19 protein-coding genes are annotated in these 18,914 nt (G+C 68.0%); 9 read left to right on the forward strand and 10 right to left on the reverse strand.

All coding sequences use genetic code 11. The features are described from left to right. Positions 1-10: 10 nt before the first annotated feature. The 5 genes from AC3WQZ_RS24825 to AC3WQZ_RS24845 all read right to left on the reverse strand — a co-directional run bounded on the left by AC3WQZ_RS24825 (position 11) and on the right by AC3WQZ_RS24845 (position 6,513). The gene (locus AC3WQZ_RS24825) at positions 11-1,006 is read right to left on the reverse strand and encodes a tripartite tricarboxylate transporter substrate binding protein (protein ID WP_492301440.1); all 996 of its coding nucleotides are present in this window, start codon (positions 1,004-1,006) and stop codon (positions 11-13) included. Positions 1,007-1,039: 33 nt separating this feature from the next. Beyond that, positions 1,040-3,394, reverse strand: coding sequence for an acyl-CoA dehydrogenase family protein (locus AC3WQZ_RS24830; RefSeq protein WP_011614350.1), 2,355 nt, complete (start codon positions 3,392-3,394; stop codon positions 1,040-1,042). Between the two features lie 55 nt (positions 3,395-3,449). Beyond that, positions 3,450-4,223 carry an enoyl-CoA hydratase/isomerase family protein gene (locus tag AC3WQZ_RS24835; RefSeq protein WP_010811467.1) on the reverse strand — a complete coding sequence of 258 codons (774 nt, stop codon included), beginning with the start codon at positions 4,221-4,223 and terminating at the stop codon, positions 3,450-3,452. Positions 4,224-4,288: 65 nt separating this feature from the next. Beyond that, entirely contained in the window at positions 4,289-5,491 is a 1,203-nt protein-coding gene (locus AC3WQZ_RS24840; protein WP_492301442.1) for a CaiB/BaiF CoA transferase family protein, read from the reverse strand. A 47-nt stretch (positions 5,492-5,538) separates the two neighbouring features. Next, on the reverse strand, positions 5,539-6,513 hold the full coding sequence (locus AC3WQZ_RS24845) for a Bug family tripartite tricarboxylate transporter substrate binding protein (protein WP_439671152.1): 975 nt from the start codon (positions 6,511-6,513) through the stop codon (positions 5,539-5,541). A gap of 180 nt (positions 6,514-6,693) precedes the next feature. Between AC3WQZ_RS24845 and AC3WQZ_RS24850 the strand changes: the two genes are divergently transcribed. From AC3WQZ_RS24850 to AC3WQZ_RS24870, 5 genes are all read left to right on the forward strand, one after another. After that, complete coding sequence (locus AC3WQZ_RS24850; protein WP_011614346.1) at positions 6,694-7,650, forward strand: LysR family transcriptional regulator; 957 nt, start codon at positions 6,694-6,696, stop codon at positions 7,648-7,650. A gap of 101 nt (positions 7,651-7,751) precedes the next feature. Further along, on the forward strand, positions 7,752-8,996 hold the full coding sequence (locus tag AC3WQZ_RS24855) for a glycosyltransferase (protein ID WP_492301444.1): 1,245 nt from the start codon (positions 7,752-7,754) through the stop codon (positions 8,994-8,996). 48 nt (positions 8,997-9,044) lie between these two features. Continuing rightward, positions 9,045-9,614, forward strand: coding sequence for an OB-fold putative lipoprotein (locus tag AC3WQZ_RS24860; protein WP_010811462.1), 570 nt, complete (start codon positions 9,045-9,047; stop codon positions 9,612-9,614). Positions 9,615-9,644: 30 nt separating this feature from the next. After that, a complete protein-coding gene (locus AC3WQZ_RS24865) occupies positions 9,645-9,848 on the forward strand; it encodes a hypothetical protein (RefSeq protein WP_010811461.1) in 204 nt (67 codons plus the stop codon). A 139-nt stretch (positions 9,849-9,987) separates the two neighbouring features. Next, positions 9,988-10,530, forward strand: coding sequence for an Sbal_3080 family lipoprotein (locus tag AC3WQZ_RS24870; protein WP_439671150.1), 543 nt, complete (start codon positions 9,988-9,990; stop codon positions 10,528-10,530). Between the two features lie 88 nt (positions 10,531-10,618). On the opposite strand, the gene AC3WQZ_RS24875 is transcribed toward AC3WQZ_RS24870, so the two are convergent. The 3 genes from AC3WQZ_RS24875 to AC3WQZ_RS24885 all read right to left on the reverse strand — a co-directional run bounded on the left by AC3WQZ_RS24875 (position 10,619) and on the right by AC3WQZ_RS24885 (position 13,747). Further along, positions 10,619-11,593 (reverse strand): M14 family metallopeptidase, encoded by a 975-nt coding sequence (locus AC3WQZ_RS24875; RefSeq protein WP_058697467.1) that lies wholly within the window; start codon positions 11,591-11,593, stop codon positions 10,619-10,621. 118 nt (positions 11,594-11,711) lie between these two features. Beyond that, positions 11,712-12,680, reverse strand: coding sequence for a Bug family tripartite tricarboxylate transporter substrate binding protein (locus AC3WQZ_RS24880; protein ID WP_011614342.1), 969 nt, complete (start codon positions 12,678-12,680; stop codon positions 11,712-11,714). Positions 12,681-12,802: 122 nt separating this feature from the next. Further along, a complete protein-coding gene (locus tag AC3WQZ_RS24885; RefSeq protein ID WP_010811457.1) occupies positions 12,803-13,747 on the reverse strand; it encodes a LysR family transcriptional regulator in 945 nt (314 codons plus the stop codon). Between the two features lie 98 nt (positions 13,748-13,845). On the opposite strand from AC3WQZ_RS24885, the gene AC3WQZ_RS24890 reads away from it, so the two are divergent. Further along, positions 13,846-14,676, forward strand: a complete 831-nt coding sequence (locus tag AC3WQZ_RS24890; RefSeq protein ID WP_010811456.1) for a MerR family transcriptional regulator — start codon at positions 13,846-13,848, stop codon at positions 14,674-14,676. 104 nt (positions 14,677-14,780) lie between these two features. On the opposite strand, the gene AC3WQZ_RS24895 is transcribed toward AC3WQZ_RS24890, so the two are convergent. After that, complete coding sequence (locus AC3WQZ_RS24895) at positions 14,781-15,485, reverse strand: tetratricopeptide repeat protein (RefSeq protein ID WP_010811455.1); 705 nt, start codon at positions 15,483-15,485, stop codon at positions 14,781-14,783. Positions 15,486-15,639: 154 nt separating this feature from the next. Continuing rightward, positions 15,640-16,611 (reverse strand): magnesium and cobalt transport protein CorA, encoded by a 972-nt coding sequence (locus tag AC3WQZ_RS24900; protein ID WP_011614341.1) that lies wholly within the window; start codon positions 16,609-16,611, stop codon positions 15,640-15,642. 230 nt (positions 16,612-16,841) lie between these two features. Here AC3WQZ_RS24900 and minC point away from each other — a divergent pair, with 230 nt between their 5' ends. From minC to minE, 3 genes are all read left to right on the forward strand, one after another. Further along, entirely contained in the window at positions 16,842-17,654 is an 813-nt protein-coding gene (gene minC, locus AC3WQZ_RS24905; protein WP_010811453.1) for a septum site-determining protein MinC, read from the forward strand. Between the two features lie 67 nt (positions 17,655-17,721). After that, positions 17,722-18,537, forward strand: a complete 816-nt coding sequence (gene minD / locus AC3WQZ_RS24910; RefSeq protein WP_010811452.1) for a septum site-determining protein MinD — start codon at positions 17,722-17,724, stop codon at positions 18,535-18,537. A gap of 21 nt (positions 18,538-18,558) precedes the next feature. Beyond that, positions 18,559-18,813 carry a cell division topological specificity factor MinE gene (minE, locus tag AC3WQZ_RS24915; RefSeq protein ID WP_010811451.1) on the forward strand — a complete coding sequence of 85 codons (255 nt, stop codon included), beginning with the start codon at positions 18,559-18,561 and terminating at the stop codon, positions 18,811-18,813. Positions 18,814-18,914 lie beyond the last annotated feature (101 nt).

Raw genomic sequence — 18,914 nt, forward strand, 5'->3', positions numbered from 1 at the left:
GCGCCTGACCTCAATCCAGGCTCAGCTGCGAGGTCTTGATGGTTTCGCTCCAGCGCAAGCGTTCCGCCGTGACAAAGGCGGCGAATCTCTCCTGTGCCTGTCCGCCTGGAATACCGCCCATCCGGCTGATTTCGGTAACCACGTCCGGGGCGCGCAGGACCGCGACCAGGTGCTCATGCAGCCTGGCTGCGATCTCCGGCGGCGTGCCGGCTTTCACAAAGATGCCGATCCACGCCGTCGACAAGAGGTAGCCCACCCCGGTTTCCTCCATGGTCGGCACCTCGGGCAGGCTGGGGATTCGCCGTGCCGACGTCACGGCGAGCGGGCGCAGCTTGCCGGCCCGGATATGCGGCAGGGCCTGGGTCAGGTTGTCAAACTGGAAAGTCGTTTCACCGGCCAGCAGCGCGGTGGTCGCCGGCGTGGAACCGCGATAGGGAACGTGAATGGCATCCGTTCCCGTGCGCTGCTTGAGCAGTTCGCCGGTCAGGTGGCTGGTCTGGCCGATGCCGGAGGAGCCGAAGGACAGCTTTCCCGCCTGCGCCCTCATTTGCGCGACCAGGTCGGCGGCGCTCCGGATCGGCGACTGTGCGTTGACGACCAGGACGCTGGGAAAAGAGATGACATCGGTAATCCCCACCAGGTCGTCCGGCTTGTATGGCAGGGTCTTGTAGGCGCTGTAGTTGATGGCCTGCGGCCCGACATTCCCGGCCAGGAGCGTGTAGCCGTCGGCGGGCGCGCGTAGCGCCGCCTGTGTGCCGATGATGCCCCCGCTGCCGGGCCGGTTGTCCACGATGACAGGCTGGCCAAGGCGAAGGCTCAGTTTCTGCGCGAGCAGGCGGATGGGAATATCGATCGTGCCCCCTGCCGCGCCCGGCACGATGATGGTAACCGGCCGCGCAGGCCACGCCGCGCCCGTTTGCGCGGACACAGCCGGGGCCGCCATCATTGCGCCCAGGGCAGCGGCAAGTGCGAGCGCCAGGCGCCTGGTACTGCGGAGTGCTTGCATGGCATTGCCTCTTTCTTCTCAGTGTTGTCCTGTTCACGCCTGCGAGCGATGGCCGGCATCGACAAAGCGCCCGAGATGCGCCGAGGCATTGCCGAGCAGTGCATCGTTGGCCATCAGGCGCTTGCTGTAGTGACTGATCGGGGTTTCGTCCTGCATGCCGATCGCCCCATGCAGTTGCAGGGCGTCAAGCGCTAGCACACGGCTGGCATGGCCAACCATGTATTTGGCGGCGCTGACGCGGCGCGAGCGCTCGGCCGGCGGCACCAGGGACCAGCCTGCAACGGCTTCGCGCACCAGCTGGCGTGCGGCATGCCAGCCGCGATAGTGGTCGGCCACCCGATGCTGAAGCACTTGCTGCTCTGAAAGGGTGCGGCCGAACTGCTTGCGCATGCGCATGTACTCAACCGTGAGGGCAAGCGATCGCCGCATGGCCCCGATGCTTTCCGCGCAGAGGGCGAGGGTGGCAAGTTCCAGCGCGTCGTCCAGCAACGCCGTGGCGTGGTCCGCGCCGCAGAGCAGCGCGGACGCAGGCAGTTCGACGTTGTCGAAGCGAATGTCCGCCGCGCTGCGCCCGTCGTGGAGCTGATAGGCACGCAGGCCGACACCGGCCGCCTGGCTCGGCACATCGAACAGCGCCAGCCCGCCTTCAGGCAGGCAAGCCGTAACAAACAGATGCTGCGCCTGGGCGGCGCCCATCACCAGCCGGTTGACGCCGTGCAGGCGCCAGTGCGCGCCATCCCGGCGCGCAACGGTTTCAGGATGGTGGACGTCGCGGCGGGACTGGCCCTCGCGATAAGCCAGCGCGCAGCGGGCCTGGCCGCTGGCCAGCGCTGCGAGCAGCGGTTCGCGTCCTTCTGCGTTCTCCGCGCCAAGCAGCACCTGCGTGCCGAGGACCGCGCTCCAGAGCATGGGCTCCACCACCAGGGCCTCGCCGAGCGCTTCCAGCAATGGCATGAGGTCGGACAGGGTGCCGCCCAGGCCGCCGTCGCACTCCGGGATCAGCAGGCCGGTCAGGCCCAGCTCGGCAAGGGCAGCCCATGCGGCAGGGTCGAAGCCGTCCCTGGCAGCCACGGCCTCGCGCCTGCGCTCGAAGCCGTAGTGCTTGTCCAGCCAGCGGCGCAGGGTGCCGTCCATGATCGCCTGCTGCTCGTCCATCTGGTCCTGGCGGGGGCGGTCGATCTCGGTCAGTCCGCCGAACACAGCCTTGGCAACGATCTGGCGTTGTATCTCCGACGAGCCCCCGGCCAGCGTGATGCCACGGTAGCGCCAGTAGTGCAGCGGAAAATTCTCGGCATGGCCAGGAGATAGCGGCTCCGGACTGGGCTCGCCATCGATCGCGCGGGGATCGAAGGGCAATGTTCGGGCGCCCAACGCATCCAGCTTGAACGTGTGCAGGTCCTGCAGCAGCAGGTTGCCATCGAGCTTGAGCAGCGAGGCTTCCAGCTCAGGGCTGCCGCCCTGCTCAGCAAACCGCACTGCCGGCCACCACGCGGCTTCGAGCGCGCGCATGCGAATGTCCAGCTCGGCATGCCGGCGCGCCAGCAAGGCATCGTCGATCTGCGCGCCGGGGCCCGGGCGCCATTTGCCGGCCAGTTTCGCGACGCTGGCCAGCTCCGCCTTGCAGTCTCCCACCCGGGCGACGAACAGGCGCTCGATCACCAGCAGTCCCTTGGCGATGGACCAGCCGGCGTGTTCCACGCCCACCAGGTTGGCCGCGGGCACCCGCACGTCGTCGAAGAACATCTGCACGTGGAAGTGCGCGCCGTTGATAAAGCGGATCGGCCGCACCGTCACGCCCGGTGTGCGCAGGTCCATCAGCAGCACCGAGATGCCCTCTTGCTTGCGTCGGGCAGACGGATCGGTGCGGACCAGCACCAGTGCCCAGTTGGCCCACTGGCCCAGGGTCTGCCAGATCTTGCTGCCGTTGACGACCCATTCGTCGCCATCGCGGCGCGCAACGGTGCGCAAAGACGCTAGGTCGGACCCGGCGTCGGGCTCGGAATAGCCTTGCGCCCAGAAGTCATCGAAGGACAGCATGCCGGGCAGGAAGCGCCGGCACTGCTCGGGCGTGCCATAGCGGATCAGCGTGGGTCCGATGGTATCGATGCCGAGATTGTCATAGCGCGGCGCGTCGCTGGCCGCCAGCTCTTCCCGGAAGATTGCCTGCTCCACCAGCGACCATCCCGGGCCGCCGTACTCCCGCGGCCAGCCAGGTGCCGCCCACCCGCGCGCATGCAGGATCCGCTGCCAGCGCACGGCCTGCTCGCGCGTCACCAGGCAATGGGCGCGCGAAGCGGCCCGGATATCGGGCGGGACCACCTCGCGCAGGAAGCTGCGAACCTCCTGGCGGAATGCTTCGAGGCGATCGGCTCGGGAATGATCTGGCATGGTTGGCCCTTTGATGAAAGCACTGCTGGGTTGCGTTCTCCTGACGGGATCACAGTCACCCTGGCGACCATGCCGGCTTGCGCTTCTCCACGAACGCCGCCACGCCTTCCTTTGCGTCATCGGTTACCGCGATATTCCCGAAGCTCTCCACCGCACCGGCTACGCCGCGGCGGTAGTCGGAGTCGTTGGCGCGCAGGAAGGCGGCGCGGCCCATCCGCACGATGGTGGGCGATTTCTCGCAGAAGGATTGCGCCAGCGCCCGGGCTTCGCGCATGACGTCCGGCTGCGGCACGACGCGGCTGACCAGGCCAAGCCGCCAGGCTTCGTCGGCATCGAATGCGCGCCCGGTGAACAGCAGGTCAAAGGCGCGGTGGCGCCCGACGATGCGCGGCAGATGCGTGTAGTGGATGGCAGGGATCATGCCGACGTCGATCTCGGGATAGCCAAATGTTGCGTCCTCGGCCGCGACGATCATGTCGCACGAGATGGCCAGGGTCATGCCACCGCCGCGCGCCGCACCCTCGACCGCCGCGATCGACGGCTTCTTCAGCTGGAACTGCGCCTCGCACAACCCCACATAGAGTTTCTCCACCAGCGCATAGAGCTGGCTCGGTGAAGACTGCTGCACGGCATCGAGCCGCAGGCCGGCACAGAAGCGGCGCGGGATGGCGCTGCCGAGGATGACGGCGCGCACCGAGTCGTCTTCGGCGGCGCGCCGCAAGGCGCCGATCAGGTCGTCGATCATGGCCTCGTTCAGCGCATTGACTGGCAGGCTGTCCAGCTGGATTTCGGCGACCTGGTCGCGCACGGCATAGCGGATGGAGGACATGGATTCCATTGAGTGGATATGGGACGGGCTTCAGTTGACTTGGGGGCGGGCTTGCCTCGCGCTCACTACGTGACGGATCCGGCGACCGCCACGATGCCGTCGGCCTGGTAGCGCCGGATCATGTCGGGGCCAAAGCCTGCCTCGCGCAGAATTTCCTCGGTGTGCTGCCCCAGCAAGGGCGGCGCGCGGTGCGCCTGCCGCTTGCCGTCGCGAAACCGCACCGGCAAACCCATGTTCCGGACCGTGCCCAGCACCGGGTGTTCCGATTCGACCACCAGCTGCCGCGCCTCCAGCTGCGGGTGGGCAAGGGCCTGGTCGAGTGTGTGGATGGGCGAGCAGGCCACGCCTGCCACGCGCAATGCCTGCAGCCAGAATGCGACCGGCTGCGTGGCGATGCAGCGCTGCACGAGGTCCACGGTGCGCGCGAAGTTGGCCACGCGCGCCGCATTGGTGGCGAACGCGGGGTCATCGACGTGGTCGTGCAGCCCGGCGACCGTGCAGAAGCGGCGCCACTGGGCATCGTTGCCGACGCCGATCATGAGCGGGCCATCCGCTGCATCGAAGGCCTGGTACGGGGCCATGGCGGGGTGCGCGGTCCCCATGCGCGCCGGCGCCCGGCCGGTGCGCCAGTAGTTCTGCGCCATGTAGCCCATGAAGCCGAGCGCGGTATCGAGCAGCGAGACCTCCAGGTAGACGCCGTGCCCGGTCTTTTCGCGTTCGATCAACGCGGCCAGGATGCCGCTGAAGGCATGCATGCCCGTGCCCAGGTCGACCGGAGAGAAACTGGCGCGCGCCAGCTTGCCTGCCGGATCGCCCATGGTGCTAATCATGCCGCTGAACGCCTGCAGCATGACGTCATAGCCGGGCTCGTTGCCGAGCGGGCCGGTGCGGCCATAGCCGGAGATCTCGCAGTAGATCAGGCGGGGATTGCGCGCGCTCAGGCTGTCATGGTCCACGCCCAGCCGGGCCGCGGTGCCTCCGCCGAAGCCCTGCAGCACGATGTCCGCGCCAGCGGCCAGGGTCTGCACGAGCTGCTGTCCCTCGGCGGTCTTGAGGTCGACCGCGATGCTGCGCTTGTTGTGGTTGACCGAAAGGAAGGTTGCCGACTGGCCCTGCTCCTGCGGCAGCCAGGCGCGGGTATCGTCCCCCACGCCGATCGGCTCGACCTTGACGACGTCGGCGCCGAGTTCCCCCAGATACTGGCCGCACAGCGGGCCGGCCAGCACCTTGCTCAGGTCCAGCACGCGAATTCCTTGTAGCGCAAGCATGGGCAGTTTCAATGGATGTAAAGTCGGATGAGAGGGCCGGGTGGCGGCTATTCCGCCCGAATGCCAATGCTGCGGGCCGCGGCAGTCCAGCGTTCAGCATCGCGGTCGACAAAGGCCTGCACTTGCGCCGGGGCGATCAGGAGCGGCTCTGCGCCACGCGCGGCCAGGGCGCGCTGATAGGCGGGATCGGCCAGCGCCCTGGCCAGGGCCTGGCGCTGCGCGGACACGATCTCAGGCGGGGTCCTGGCCGAAGCCTGGAGCGACAGCCAGTACTTCAGGGCCAGGCCGCCGTAGCCCGCCTCCTTCATGGTGGGGACGGCCGGCAACAGCGGCGACCGCTCTGCCGAGGTGATCGCCAGCCCCTTCAGCTTGCCGCCCTGAATCTGGCCCACGCAGGTGGTCATGCTGTCGAACAGGAAGTCCACCTGGCCCGCCATCACATCGCTGCTGGCCGGCGCGCTGCCCTTGTACGGCACTTCAATGGCCGAGAAGCCGGCCAGCCGCTGGAGCAGCGCACCGTAGATATGCGGAGAACTCCCCGGCCCGTAGGTGGCAAAGGTGAGGTTGCCGGGCCGCTGCTTGCCAAGCCTGACCAGGTCGCCCATGGTCGAGACACCGAGCTTGCCCGGATGGACTACCAGCACGTTCGGCACGGTGGCGGCAATGCCGATGGCCACAAAATCGCGCTGCGGCAGGAAGCGCGCGGCTGGGTACATCAGGGGATTGACCGCCTGCATGCCGACCGTGTTCAGCAGCAGGGTATGGCCATCGGCCTCCGTGTCCAGCACGAACTGCGCTCCCAGGTTGCCGCTGGCGCCTGGCTTGTTCTCGACCACGACCGGCTGCGCCAGCACCTGCGCGAGATGCTTCGCGGCCAGGCGCGCGACGAAATCGCCCGGACCTCCCGCCGCGAACGGCACCACGATCCTGACCGGCCTGGAAGGCCAGCCCTGTGCAAACCCGTGCCGGGCCAGCAAGGCGGCGGCAGTGCCGAGCAGCAGGGTGCGGCGGCTGAATGTCATGGCAGTCTCCGGTGTGGTTCCCTTGTCCCTGGCCGGACACGCTTGCCTGGCAGGATGGGAATCTGGTTGCCACTATGGCGCCGGCCTTGCTATAAGTAAAAGACCGTTTCACGATGCCATACATATAATTTTTATATACTGAGCTCCCCGCCTTGTCGCGCGTTTGCTGGAAATCCCATCATGGCCATTGATATACGGGATCTGCGGTGCTTCCTGGCCGTCGTGTCCGCAGGCTCGATCTCGCGGGCGGCCGAGCACATGCATCTGGCCCAGCCGGCGCTGAGCCTCCAGATCAAGCAACTCGAGCAAGAACTACGCGTCAGGCTGTTCGACCGTACCCAGAGGGGCGTGCTACCCACGGCGGCCGGCCTGCGCTTCGTGAGCCACGCCAAGGACATCCTGACCCGCGTCGACCTGGCCTGCGAGGATGTCCGCGACTTCGTGGCCGAGCCGGCGGGCCGTGTCGCGATCGGCCTGCCCCAGTCCATGGCGCAGATCCTGACCCTGGCGCTGGTGCGCGAGACGCTGGCGCGCTGGCAGAAGATCCAGCTCCAGATCATCGAACTGAGCACGGGCTATATCCCGGAGCGCCTGCTCAGCGGGCACATCGACATCGGCCTGACCTTCCAGGTGGATCCTGGCGCCGGGCTGCTGTTCGAGCATCTGCTGGACGAGGACCTGGTCCTGGTGGGACCCCCTGGCGCACTCCATGGGGCGCCGAATGCCAGCGGCAGTCCGGGCACGGTCGGCCAGGTCGCCTTCGCCGAACTGGCTGACTACGCCATGCTCCTGCCGGCCGGGCTGCATGGCCTGCGCGCGCTGATCGACCGCCATGCGAAATCCCATCACGTCAGCTTGCGCGTGCTGGCGGAGGTCAACGCCATTCCGCAGTTGATCGAGCTGGCCGCGGCGGGGGTCGGCTTCACCATCCTGTCCTATGCGTCGGTCCGCCGCGAATTGCGCAGCGGCTTGCTGTCCGCGGCCCGCATCGTCGAGCCCGGCATTTCGCGGCCGGTCTACCTGTGCCGCTCTGCCACCACCCCACTGTCGATGGCCGCATCGACCGTGCAAGCGCTGATTTCCGACACGGTGCAGGCCCTGGTCGCCGACGGCCGCTGGCCGGCACACGCTTCCTGAGGCCAGGCTGGCCTACTGTGCAAGCTACGCCCGGGTAAACTGTCGGGAACACCACAATCGAAGCTGCGATGCGGATTTTTGCATCGCACCTTTCCCCCGCCATGCGCCTCATCCTGATCACCTTCGGTACCCAGGGCGACTGCCGCCCCATCGTCGCGCTGGGCCTCGGCCTGCGCGCCGCCGGCCATGACGTGCTGATGCTGGGCGAACGCTCGGCGGCCACGCTCGCGGCAGAGCACGGCCTCGCCTTCGCGCCGATGGCAGGCGATATCCAGCAGACGCTGGCGCCCGGCGGCGCGCTGCACAAGCTGATGACCGAAGGCGGCAACGTCGCCGAGGCCACGCGCGCATTCGCGCGCATTGCCGAGGACAAAACCGAGGCGTGGATGGCGCAGCTGGCGGAGGCTGCACGCGATGCGGACGGCATCGTGTTCTCGGGGCTGACGGCGTATGTGGCGCTGTCGGTGGGCGAGCAGTTGGGCAAGCCGGTGATCGGCGCGGGCATGTTCCCGATCTCGCCGACGCGGGCCTTTCCGTCCGCGCTGCTGCCGCCGTTCAGGATGCCGGGGTGGGCCAATCGCGCCAGCCACCACGTGATCAACTTCGTGCTGTGGCGCATGTTCCGTAGCGCGACCAATGCTGCGCGCTCCAGGCTGTTCGGCGCGTCGGCGCGCAAGGCGATGTGGGCGGACTTTCCTACGCTGTACGCGATCTCGCCGCAGCTGGTCCCGCGTCCGCATGACTGGCATGACGACTGGCTGGTGAGCGGCGCGTGGACCATGCCGCCGCAGCCGGACTGGCAACCGGACGCGCCGCTGCGCGACTTCCTGGCGGCCGGCGAGGCGCCGCTGTATATCGGCTTTGGCAGCATGGCGGGCTTTGACCGGCACAAGGTGGTGACGGCGCTGGTGCAGGCGGCCGATGGCCGGCGCGCGCTGTTCTATCCGGGCTGGAGCGGCATCGACGTGGCGGCGTTGCCATCCAGCTTCCACGTGGTGGGCGCCACCCCGCATGACTGGCTGCTGCCGCGCGTGTCGGCGGCAATCCATCACGGCGGTGCGGGCACCACGCATGCGGCCGCGGCGGCGGGCGTGCCGGCGATCGTGCTGCCGTTTGCGGGCGACCAGTTCTTCTGGGCGGGCCGGCTGGCGGCACTGGGCGTGGCGCCGCGTCATGTCGCCGGGCACAAGATCGACGCGCCACGGCTGGCGTCGATGATCGCCTTTGCCGACCAGCCGGCCACGCGCGAACGGGCCGCCAGGCTGGGCCGCGCGATGGCCGCCGAGCGTGGCGTCGACCACGGCGTGGCGGCAATTGAGCGCTTTTGCGGCAGGCAGGGCGCATAATCCCGTTCCGCATTCCGCATTCCGCATTCACTGACGCAGGACCTTCCGATGTTGAACCGTACCCAGCAAATCCTTGTTGCCATCGTCGCCGTGGCTGTCCTTGGCATGTTGTGGTTTGCCGGCAATGACCGCCGCGACGATGTCGGCGATGCCGCGCCCGAGGCGCAGGCCGAAGCCAGCGCGGTGCCGGCCAGCGTCGTGCGCGGAATCCCGCGCGATGGCACGCTCGACCCGATCAGCATTGACCCGGAGCGCCCCGCGGACCGGCTGCCGCAGCTCCAGGCCGACACGCTGCTGAATGACTACCGCGACAACCCCAAGGAAGCCGACACCCGCTACCTGGGCCAGTACCTGATCGTCGAAGGCGTCGCCAGCGGCATTCGCCGCGAGCGCGACCAGGTCTTTGTCGATATCCGCACCAACGATCCCGGCGTGAATGTGCGCGCACTGCTGCTGCAACGCCAGATCTGCGGCCCGGCAGGGCGGGTGTGCGAGGTGGAAGCACGAGCCACCATGGTGCGGCGCGGCCAGAAGGTCGCGCTGGAATGCAACGGCGCAGGGCTGGCGGATGGCGCACCGCTGCTGCGCGACTGCCTGCTGCGCGGCGGCGCCAACTGATCGCGCCATCCTAGATTCCGGAGTCCCGCCATGCAATCCGTTCTGTCCGTCCTTGCCATCCTGATCATGGTGGCCACCATCGTCGGCGTGGTTTCGCCCGCCTGGCTCAGCCAGACGCTGTTTGGCGGCAGACCCGTCACGCGGCTGCAGGTCGCAGTGATCGGGGTCTGCCTTGCCGGGCTGTGCCTGGTCCTGGTGGGCCGGCTGGCTCAAGGCGGCGGCGCGGGCGGCTGAGGCGCCACCGCGGCGCAGAAGCGGCCGTTTTGCGCTTCTGTTTGGACGATTGGATCGGCGTGCCGGCGCCTACAGTGTGAAGGTATGCGGTGGCCACTGTGTCTTGCATGGCAGCCCGCCCCAGCCATACAGGACATCCATGTACAAAGCTATGCTGGCCGCAGGCCTTGGCCTGCTGATCACCGGTTGCTCGACCTACCAGGCAGTGACCCCGGTCGACCGGCCCGACCACACCGATCCCCTGGTCGCGTTCCAGGTGCCCGCTGGCGGCGGCCCGCTGGGCAACTACGGCGCCAACGGCACGCTGCTGTGCGTGGTGGTGAACCCGGTCACAGGCAATGACTTTGTCGAGAACTTTCTCTCATCGCTGCGGCGGCGCAATTTTGAGGTGAAGGTGCTGCAGGCGCAGACCTCGATCGCGGCATGCCCGGTGGTGGCGCTGTACACGGCGCGCAGCGCCTGGTACTGGACTGCGTACCTGAACAGCGCGGACATCACCGTGTTCCGCAACGGCGACCGTGTCGGCAAGGCCATCTATAGCGCCAACCGCAGCGCGGGCGGGCTCAACCTGAGCAACTTCGTGCAGCCGTCGTCCAAGCTGGATGAACTGGTCGAACAGCTGTTCCCCGGCATGCTGCCGCCGCCCCCGCCGCCGCCGGGCACGGCCGCCCCGGCGGCCTAGCCTGTCAGCAGTCAACCGGAGGGCCGGACCATGCCTCTCTGCGCAGCATCTTGCCGGGCGCAGCCGCGCCCGGCCCAGCGTACCCGGATCAGCGCTCCAGCCGCCCCAGGCGCACCACGGTCACGCCCGGGCGCAGCTGCCGCAGCGACGGCATCACCAGGACGCAATCCGGATACGGCGTCACCACTGGCTCGCCGTCGCGCCAGCCGATTACGGTCCCGGCCTCGGTAAAGGTCTCCAGCCCGGTATAGGGGCCGGCAAAGCGGAAGTCCATGCTGGTGGCCACCACCGGCTCGGTCACGCGCACCACGCGCTGCGTGGCGGGCAGCGGTTGCAGCCAGCCTGCGGGCAAGTCGCTCGCATCGATCACGCCGGCATGCAGCAGGAAGCGCGCGGTGCTGTCCTGCGCCACGGTCACGGCGGCGGGCTCCCAGTGCTGGCCGCACTCGATCAGCAGTGCATTGCGCGGGCTGGCGGCATCGCCAAAGCCATCGTAGTCGCGCATGCGGCGGCCTTCGGGGTGGCCTTCGTCGACGATCACATCGGCCGGCGCGCCCAGCGCGCGCGCCAGGGCGATGCCCTTGTCGAGCGGGCCGGAGACGATCAGCGGCCGGCTTTTCTCATGCATCGAATGCAGGTCCAGCAGCAGGTCGACGGTGTCGATCACCGGCCGCATGGCGCGCGCGCGGCGCAGCTCCGATGAATCCAGGCTGGCGTCATCCAGCACCCTGGCGGTCCACACGCGGTTGAAATCCTGGTCGACAAAGCGCGATGCGTCGGGCCTGGCGGCATCGAAGCTGTGGTACGCGTCGACGTTGGCAAACGCCAGCGTCAGCCGGCCGCGGCGCGGGCGCAGTCCGTGGTCCAGCAGCGCCTTGACGGCGATGGCGCCGCAGACCTCGTTGCCGTGGGTCAGCGCGTTGACCATCACGTGCGGGCCGGGCTGGCCGCTGTCGAAGGTGTACAGGTAGGGGATGCCGGTATTGCCGGCGGCGTAGGCGCGGATGTCGGGGAACGCGACATCGACTGGGTAGGCGTCGATCGGTGCGGTGGGCTGGGTCATGGGAATCGGTGCGTTCAGGGCGCCTGGCGGGTCGTATGCCTGCGGGGTCGTTGTTGTGAATCGAGTTGAGGAAGGGCGGCGGGCACTTGCAAGAAGCGACGCCGCCCCGCAACCTCACTTATTCATGAATGCCAGCGGTCTGCACGATGGTGCGATAGCGCCCCGTCTCGCGCTTGATAAAGCTGCCGAACTGCGCCGGATTGGCAGGCGCCACTTCCACACCGGCTTCTGCCAGCTTCTTCTTCACATCCGGCATGGCCAGCACGGCCTGCATCTCGGTGTTCAGGCGCTCCACCACCGCTTGCGGCAGCCTGGCCGGGCCCATCAGGCCGAACCACACGCCCATGTCGACGCCCTTGAGCGCGGGCGTCTCGGCCAGCGCGGGCACGTTCGGCGCCACCGGCGAGCGCTTGGCGTTGGTCACGCCGTAGGCCTGCACGCGGCCGGCCTGGATATGCGGCAGCGCCGACGACAGCACCATTACCGCCAGGTCGATCTGGCCGCCGAGCAGGTCGGTAGCCATGGCCGACGCGCCCTTGTACGGCACGTGCGTGATATTGACCTTGCCCTGCTGCTTGATCAGCTCGCCGGCCAGGTTCAGCGGCGTGCCCACGCCCGACGAGGCATACGACAGCTTGCCCGGCTGGGCCTTGGCCAGCGCAATCAGCTCGGCCGCGTTCCTGGCCGCCAGGCCGGGCTTGCCGACCAGCACCATCGGCTGGGTGCCGACGAAGGTCACCGGCACCAGGTCCTTTTCGCCGTCGTAGCGCACGGCGGGGTTGGTCAGGCGGGCGATCGACACTTCACTGCCCGAGCCCATCAGCAGGGTGTAGCCGTCGGCCTCGGCCTTGACCACCTTGGCCGCGCCGATGGTGCCGCCGGCGCCGCCCAGGTTCTCGATCACCACGCTCTGGCCCAGGCGCTTGCCCAGCTCCGGGGCAATGGTCCGGGCCACCAGGTCGACGCTGCCGCCGGCGGTGTAGCCCACCACCAGCGTGATCGGCTTGGCGGGCCAGGCGGAGGCAACGGCGCCGGCGGAAGCGGCAAGGCAGAGTGCGGCAGCGGCCGCGCGCAGGATGGTCTTCATGGTCTTGGCTCTGGGGGTCCCGGAATGGTTGTTGTGGAGCGATGGTAGTGAGCGCGGAACCGGCCCGGCGTGCAGCTTTGGCAAGGGCGGTTGCCGATTCGGCAATGGTGGCCGAAGGCGCATCAGCGCGGTGCCTGCACCGCCGCCTGCCAGAAAGCCTCGGCCAGCGGGCGCATCGGCGCGCGCGGGCGGTACAGGCGGATATCGAGCGCCAGGTCGCCGCCATCATCGCTGCGCGCGCCGCTGATGGCACGCACCAGGCGCCCGGCGTGCAGGTCGTCGGCAATCAGGCGTGCCGGCAGCCAGGCCAGGCCCATGCGCTGGCGCACCATCTCGTGCACCGACTCGGCAAAGTCGCTGACCGCGATCACGTCCAGCCGCGGCGCCAGCTTGCGGCGCGCGATCTCCTGGTTGACCATGCGGCCGAGTGTCAGGGTCTCGGCGTAGGCGATCATGGGCACCGGCTTCGCCGCAGCCTTGCCGGTCGCAAGCCGGTGCAGCGGCGCGCCGCGCGCATCGGCGGCGCTGACGCACACCAGCCGCTCCACGCCGGCCAGGTGGAACTGGTAGCGCGCGTCATCCAGCATCACCGGCAGGTCCGGCGGGCTGTAGCAGAGCAGGAAATCGGCATCGCCCTCGGCAAACATGGCTAGCGCGTCATGCATCGGGAAGGTCGACAGCTGCGTGCGGAAACCGGCCGCCGCGGGGTCGTGCCGCAGCGCCTCGCGCAGGCCCGCCAGCCACGCCGGCACCATCGAGCGCGCCAGGGTCTTGCCGGTGGCGATGGTGACCGTGCTGGCGTCGGCGCGGTGCGCGGCGCGCAGCGCCACGCGGGTCTCGTCCAGCGTGCGCAAGGCGCTCTGCGCGGCTTCCAGGAACTGGCGCCCTTCGGCGGTCAGCCGCACCGGGAACGCGCTGCGGTCGATCAGCGGGGCGCCGGCCCAGACCTCAAGCGCCTGCATGCGCCGGCCAAACGCGGGCGGGGTCACGTTGCGCAGCTCGGCGGCGCGCGCCAGGCTGCCGGCCTGGGCCAGGCAGACGAAGTCTTCAAGCCAGCGGATATGCATGGAAGGCGGACCGTTGAAGGTGGGGCGGCAATGCCCTCATTATCGGCAATACCGGCCGCCACCTTTGCCTGCCGCATTCCTCGGTTAGAATTTTTCGCATGACACTGATCCGGCGCCGCCACCCCTCGTCCCCGACCAGCCAGGCGTCCGACACCACGCCGCCCGCCCCGGAATACACCATCGACGAGCTGGCGCGCGTGGCCGGCACCACGGTGCGCAACGTGCGCTCCTACCAGGACCGCGGCTTGATCGATCCGCCGCAGCGGCGCGGGCGCGTCGGCATCTACACGCAGGCGCACCTGGGACGGCTCAAGCTGATCCACCACCTGCTGGCGCGCGGCTATACGCTGGCCAATATCACCGAGCTGCTCAAGGCCATCGTCGAAGGGCACGACCTGCGCTCGATCCTTGGGTTGGAGACTGCCATCAGCAGCCCGTGGACCAACGAGACGCCGCGGCACTACTCCTACCTGGCGCTGGCGCGGCTGTTCGGCCGCGCGATCTCGCGCCCGGCCCTGGCCAAGGCGATCTCGCTGGGGCTGCTGGAACCGGACGGCCTGGGCTATCTCGCGCGCAGCCCGCGCGCGCTGGCCGCGGGCGCGGAGATCGCCCAGGCGGGCTTTGCGCTGGAAGACGTGCTGGAGATCATCGCGCAGTCGCGCGGGCATTTCCAGGCGGTATCTGACCATATCGTCGCTACCGTGGTGCGCGAGCTGGACCGCTTTGGCATTGGCAAGCTGCCGCCGCCGCAGGACGTGCCGCGGCTGGTGGAGATCCTGTGGCGCATCCGCCCGCTGGCACTGGTGATGGCGGAGACGGAGATGATGCGGGCGCTGGAGATCTCGGCCAACAAATACCTGGGGGACCGGGTGGCGGCGATCATCGAGCATCTGCATGACGAGGAAGATGGCAGCGGCGGGAAGCCATGATTCCGCGCCGGTCCGGCCCCCTCCCCCGCTGTACAGAGCGGGCACACAGGTGACAGGTGTGCGAGGACATGGTTGACGCTTCCCGGCACACGCATCCCACCGCGCTACCTCGCCGCCCTTCCCCGCACCGACTCCTCCAGCAACGACCGCAACTTCGCCAGCGCGCCCGGATCCCCGTGCGCGGCTGAGCGCGCATACCAGATCTTGGCCTGCTCGAGATCCCGGTCGACCACGCCGGGCTCGCCGTGTTCGTAGAAGCTGCCGACGATGTATTGCGCGCCGCCGTCGCCGGCACTGGCCGCGCGGCTGTACCACATGAACGCCTGTCCGTAGTCGCGCGGCACGCCCCGGCCAGTGAAGTAATTCGTCGCCAGCGCCATCTGCGCCTGCACATGCCCGCCCTGTGCCGCCAGTGCATACCAGCGGTTGGCTTCCTCCAGTGACTTCGGCACCAGTTCGCCGCGCTCGTAAAGGTCGCCCCAGGTGTACTGGGCATGCGTCATCTGGTTGTCGGCCGCTTTTTTCAGCCAGACCAGCGCCTCCTGCGGGCGGGCGGCGGTGCCCTCGCCGCGCAGCAGCATCATTGCGTAGTTGAACTGGGCCAGACGGTTGCCCAGCCGGGCCGCATCGGCAAAGCCGCGCAGGGCCTGGTCGAAGTTGCCCGCTTCATACGCGGTGACCGCGTCGCGGGTCTGGACCTGCGCGGGGGCAGGCGGCTGCGGTGCGGAGGCTGCCGCCTGCATGCACAACAGCCATGCGGCGGTGGCGCCGGCGAGCAAGGCGGCAATCGGGGGGCGGGCAATCGACATGGCGGACTCCGGGCACAGCGCCTTCCTGATTCCAGTGTAGAAGTCAGGACACGGCGCCGGTAGGCAGGCGCGAACTCGCCGGAATATCCATGCGAATAATTAATCGGCCACAATATCTGCCACGATCATTCCTCGCACAGATAAAACCAGGTCTTCAGATCCACCCGGCCCGATGCAGCCGCCGCCACAGTCCCCCGCAGGCGACCGCGGTCACGCCGATCACTGCCGGGTAGGCGAAGTGGAATTTCAGTTCAGGCATGAAATCGAAGTTCATGCCATACAGGCTGAAGATCACGGTCGGGATCGCCAGGATCGCGCCCCAGCCGGCCAGCCGCTTGACCACCTCGTTCTGGCCCACGGTGACCAGCGCCAGGTTGACCTGCACGGCCGTGGTCAGCATTTCGCGCACCACGTCGAGCGTGCGCACCAGCCGGCTGGCGTGGTCCTCGATGTCGCGGAAATAGGCGCGCAGCTCCTTCGGCACCAGGTCTTCGTGCAGCCGGATCAGCTGGCCGCACATGTCCTCCACCGGGCTGACCGCATTGCGCAGACGCAGCACCTGGCGCTTGATCCGGTACAGGCGCTCGATCGCCGCACGGTCGAACTCGTCGCGGAAGATGCCCTGCTCCAGCGCCTCGAAGGTGTCTTCCAGGCGCGTGACGATGGGCAGGTAGTGGTCGACGACAAAGTCCATCAGCGCGTACAGCACATAGCCCGGGCCATTGGCCAGGCCGTGCGGGTCCTGCTCGCAGCGCTCGCGCACGGGCGCGTAGGTGCTGCTGACACCGTGGCGCACCGAAACCACATAGTTGGGGCCGACAAAGAGATGGGTCTCGCCGACCACCACTTCATCTTCCACCAGTTGCGCCGTGTTGAGCACCACGAAGACCGAATCGCCGTAGGCCTCGAGCTTGGGGCGCTGGTGCGCATCGAGCGCATCTTCCACCGCCAGGTCGTGCAGGCCGAACGCCTGCTGGGCCTGGCGCAGCAGCGCGAGGTCAGGCTCATGCAGGCCCAGCCAGACAAAGGTGCCGGGCACCCCCAGCACGGTGCGGATCTCATCCATGCCCACTGTGCCGAGCCGCTTGCCCTGCCGGTAGGCCACGCAATTGACGATGGCGCCCATGAAAACTCCGCTGATCAGATGGCGCAATCGTAACAAGCCTTTACGCTGTGCCGGACTCGATGCGCGTTGCCCCGCGCGGCATACCACGCTGGCCGCACTTGTCCGGCGCTACGGTGTGCCGTGCACGCGCATATGGAACCCACGCGCCACCTGCTGTACATATCGATCCAATTGTTACAGTTCGCGACAGATACGACGTTAGAATGTGGCATTTCCACGGTCACCCGGCTATGTCCCAGAAGAAATCGCCACGCTTCGAGCTGCGCAGTGGCAACGTAGACGCCCTCCTTCTCGCCCTCCAGACCGCCGACATGGCTGCGCTGCGGGATGACCTCCTCGCCCGCTTTGAAGCCACCCCCGACTTCTTTTCCAATGACGTGATTGCGCTGGACCTGCGCGCGCTGGAAGATGACAGCGAAGTCGCGCTTGGCACCGTGATCGAGACGCTGGCCACGCTCAGGGCCCGCGCCATCGGCGTGGTGGCCCGCCCCGGCCAGCGCGAGTGGGCCGAGCGCTTCGGCCTGCCGCTGCTGGACAGCCAGGCCCGCCGCGGCAGTGGCGCCGATCGCGCCACCGACCGTGCCGCCGAGGCCAGGGCCGCAGCCGCGGCGGAACAGGCCGCAGCCGACCAGGCCGCGCGCGAGGAATCCATCCGCGCCGCCGCGCAGGCCACCACCGACGCCGCCGTGGCCGCCGCCATCCGCCAGACCCAGACCATGCTGATCGACAAGCCGCTGCGCTCGGGCCAGCAGGTCTACGCGCAGGGCGACGTGGTCATCCTGGACGTGGTCAGCTACGGCGCCGAGGTGATCGCCGAAGGCAACATCCATATCTATGCCCCGCTGCGCGGCCGTGCGCTGGCGGGCGTCAAGGGCAACACCGGCGCGCGCATTTTCAGCACGTGCATGGAGCCTGAACTGATTTCCATCGCCGGCATCTACCGGACCGCGGAGCAGACGCTTCCGGCCGACGTGCTCGGCAAGACCGCCCAGGTGCGCCTGGCCGATGAAAAACTGATCCTGGAAGCGCTGCGGCTCAAGTAACCGCGGCAGCCCCCGGGACCGAATTGCAGAGAGCGCAAGCTTCAACTTATTACTGGACCAAAGAGCCATGGCAAAAATCATCGTTGTGACCTCCGGCAAGGGAGGCGTCGGCAAGACCACCACCAGCGCCAGCTTTGCCGCCGGCCTGGCCCTGCGCGGCCACAAGACTGCCGTGATCGACTTCGACGTCGGCCTGCGCAACCTTGACCTGATCATGGGTTGCGAGCGCCGCGTGGTGTACGACCTGATCAACGTGGTGCAGGGCGAAGCCAACCTGCGCCAGGCGCTGATCAAGGACAAGAAGTGCGAGAACCTGTTCATCCTGCCGGCCTCGCAGACGCGCGACAAGGACGCGCTCACGCGCGAAGGCGTCGAGAAGGTCATCAACGGCCTGATCGAGATGGATTTCGAATTCATCATCTGCGACTCGCCGGCCGGCATCGAGTCGGGCGCGCTGATGGCGATGTACTTCGCCGACGAGGCGCTGATCGTGACCAACCCGGAAGTGTCGTCGGTGCGCGATTCGGACCGCATCCTGGGCATCCTGGCCTCCAAGACCAAGCGCGCCAGCGAAGGCGGCGACCCGATCAAGGAACACCTGCTGATCACCCGCTACAACCCCAAGCGTGTGCATGGCGGCGAAATGCTGTCGCTGACCGACATCCAGGAAATCCTGCGCATCAAGCTGATCGGCGTGGTGCCGGAGTCTGAAGCCGTGCTGCACGCCTCGAACCAGGGCACGCCCGCCATCCACCTGGAAGGCAGCGACGTGGCCGACGCCTATGGCGACGTGGTGGACCGCTTCCTCGGCAAGGACAAGCCGATGCGTTTCACCGACTACCAGAAGCCGGGTCTGCTCTCCCGCATCTTCGGCAACAAGTAACGGTCAAGGAGGGCTCACCCCATGTCGATCCTTTCCTTCCTGCTGGGAGAGAAGAAGAAGTCCGCGTCGGTCGCCAAGGAGCGGCTGCAGATCATCCTGGCGCACGAGCGCACCGGCCATTCCGCGCCCGCCGACTACCTGCCCGCGCTGCAGCGCGAGCTGGTGGCGGTGATTTCCAAGTACGTCAAGATCGGCGACCAGGACCTGCGCGTCAGCCTGGAGCGCCAGGACAACCTCGAGGTGCTCGAGGTCAAGATCGAGATCCCGCAGAACTGAGGACGGATCCCGGCGCTGCCGGATTCGTTCCTCCTCCTTCGGTTTTCCCGCACTTCCCGTCTTTCCGCCGACCGCGGCGCCGCTTGCGCGCCGGGGTCGGC

The organism is Cupriavidus sp. FW305-26 (assembly GCF_058787975.1).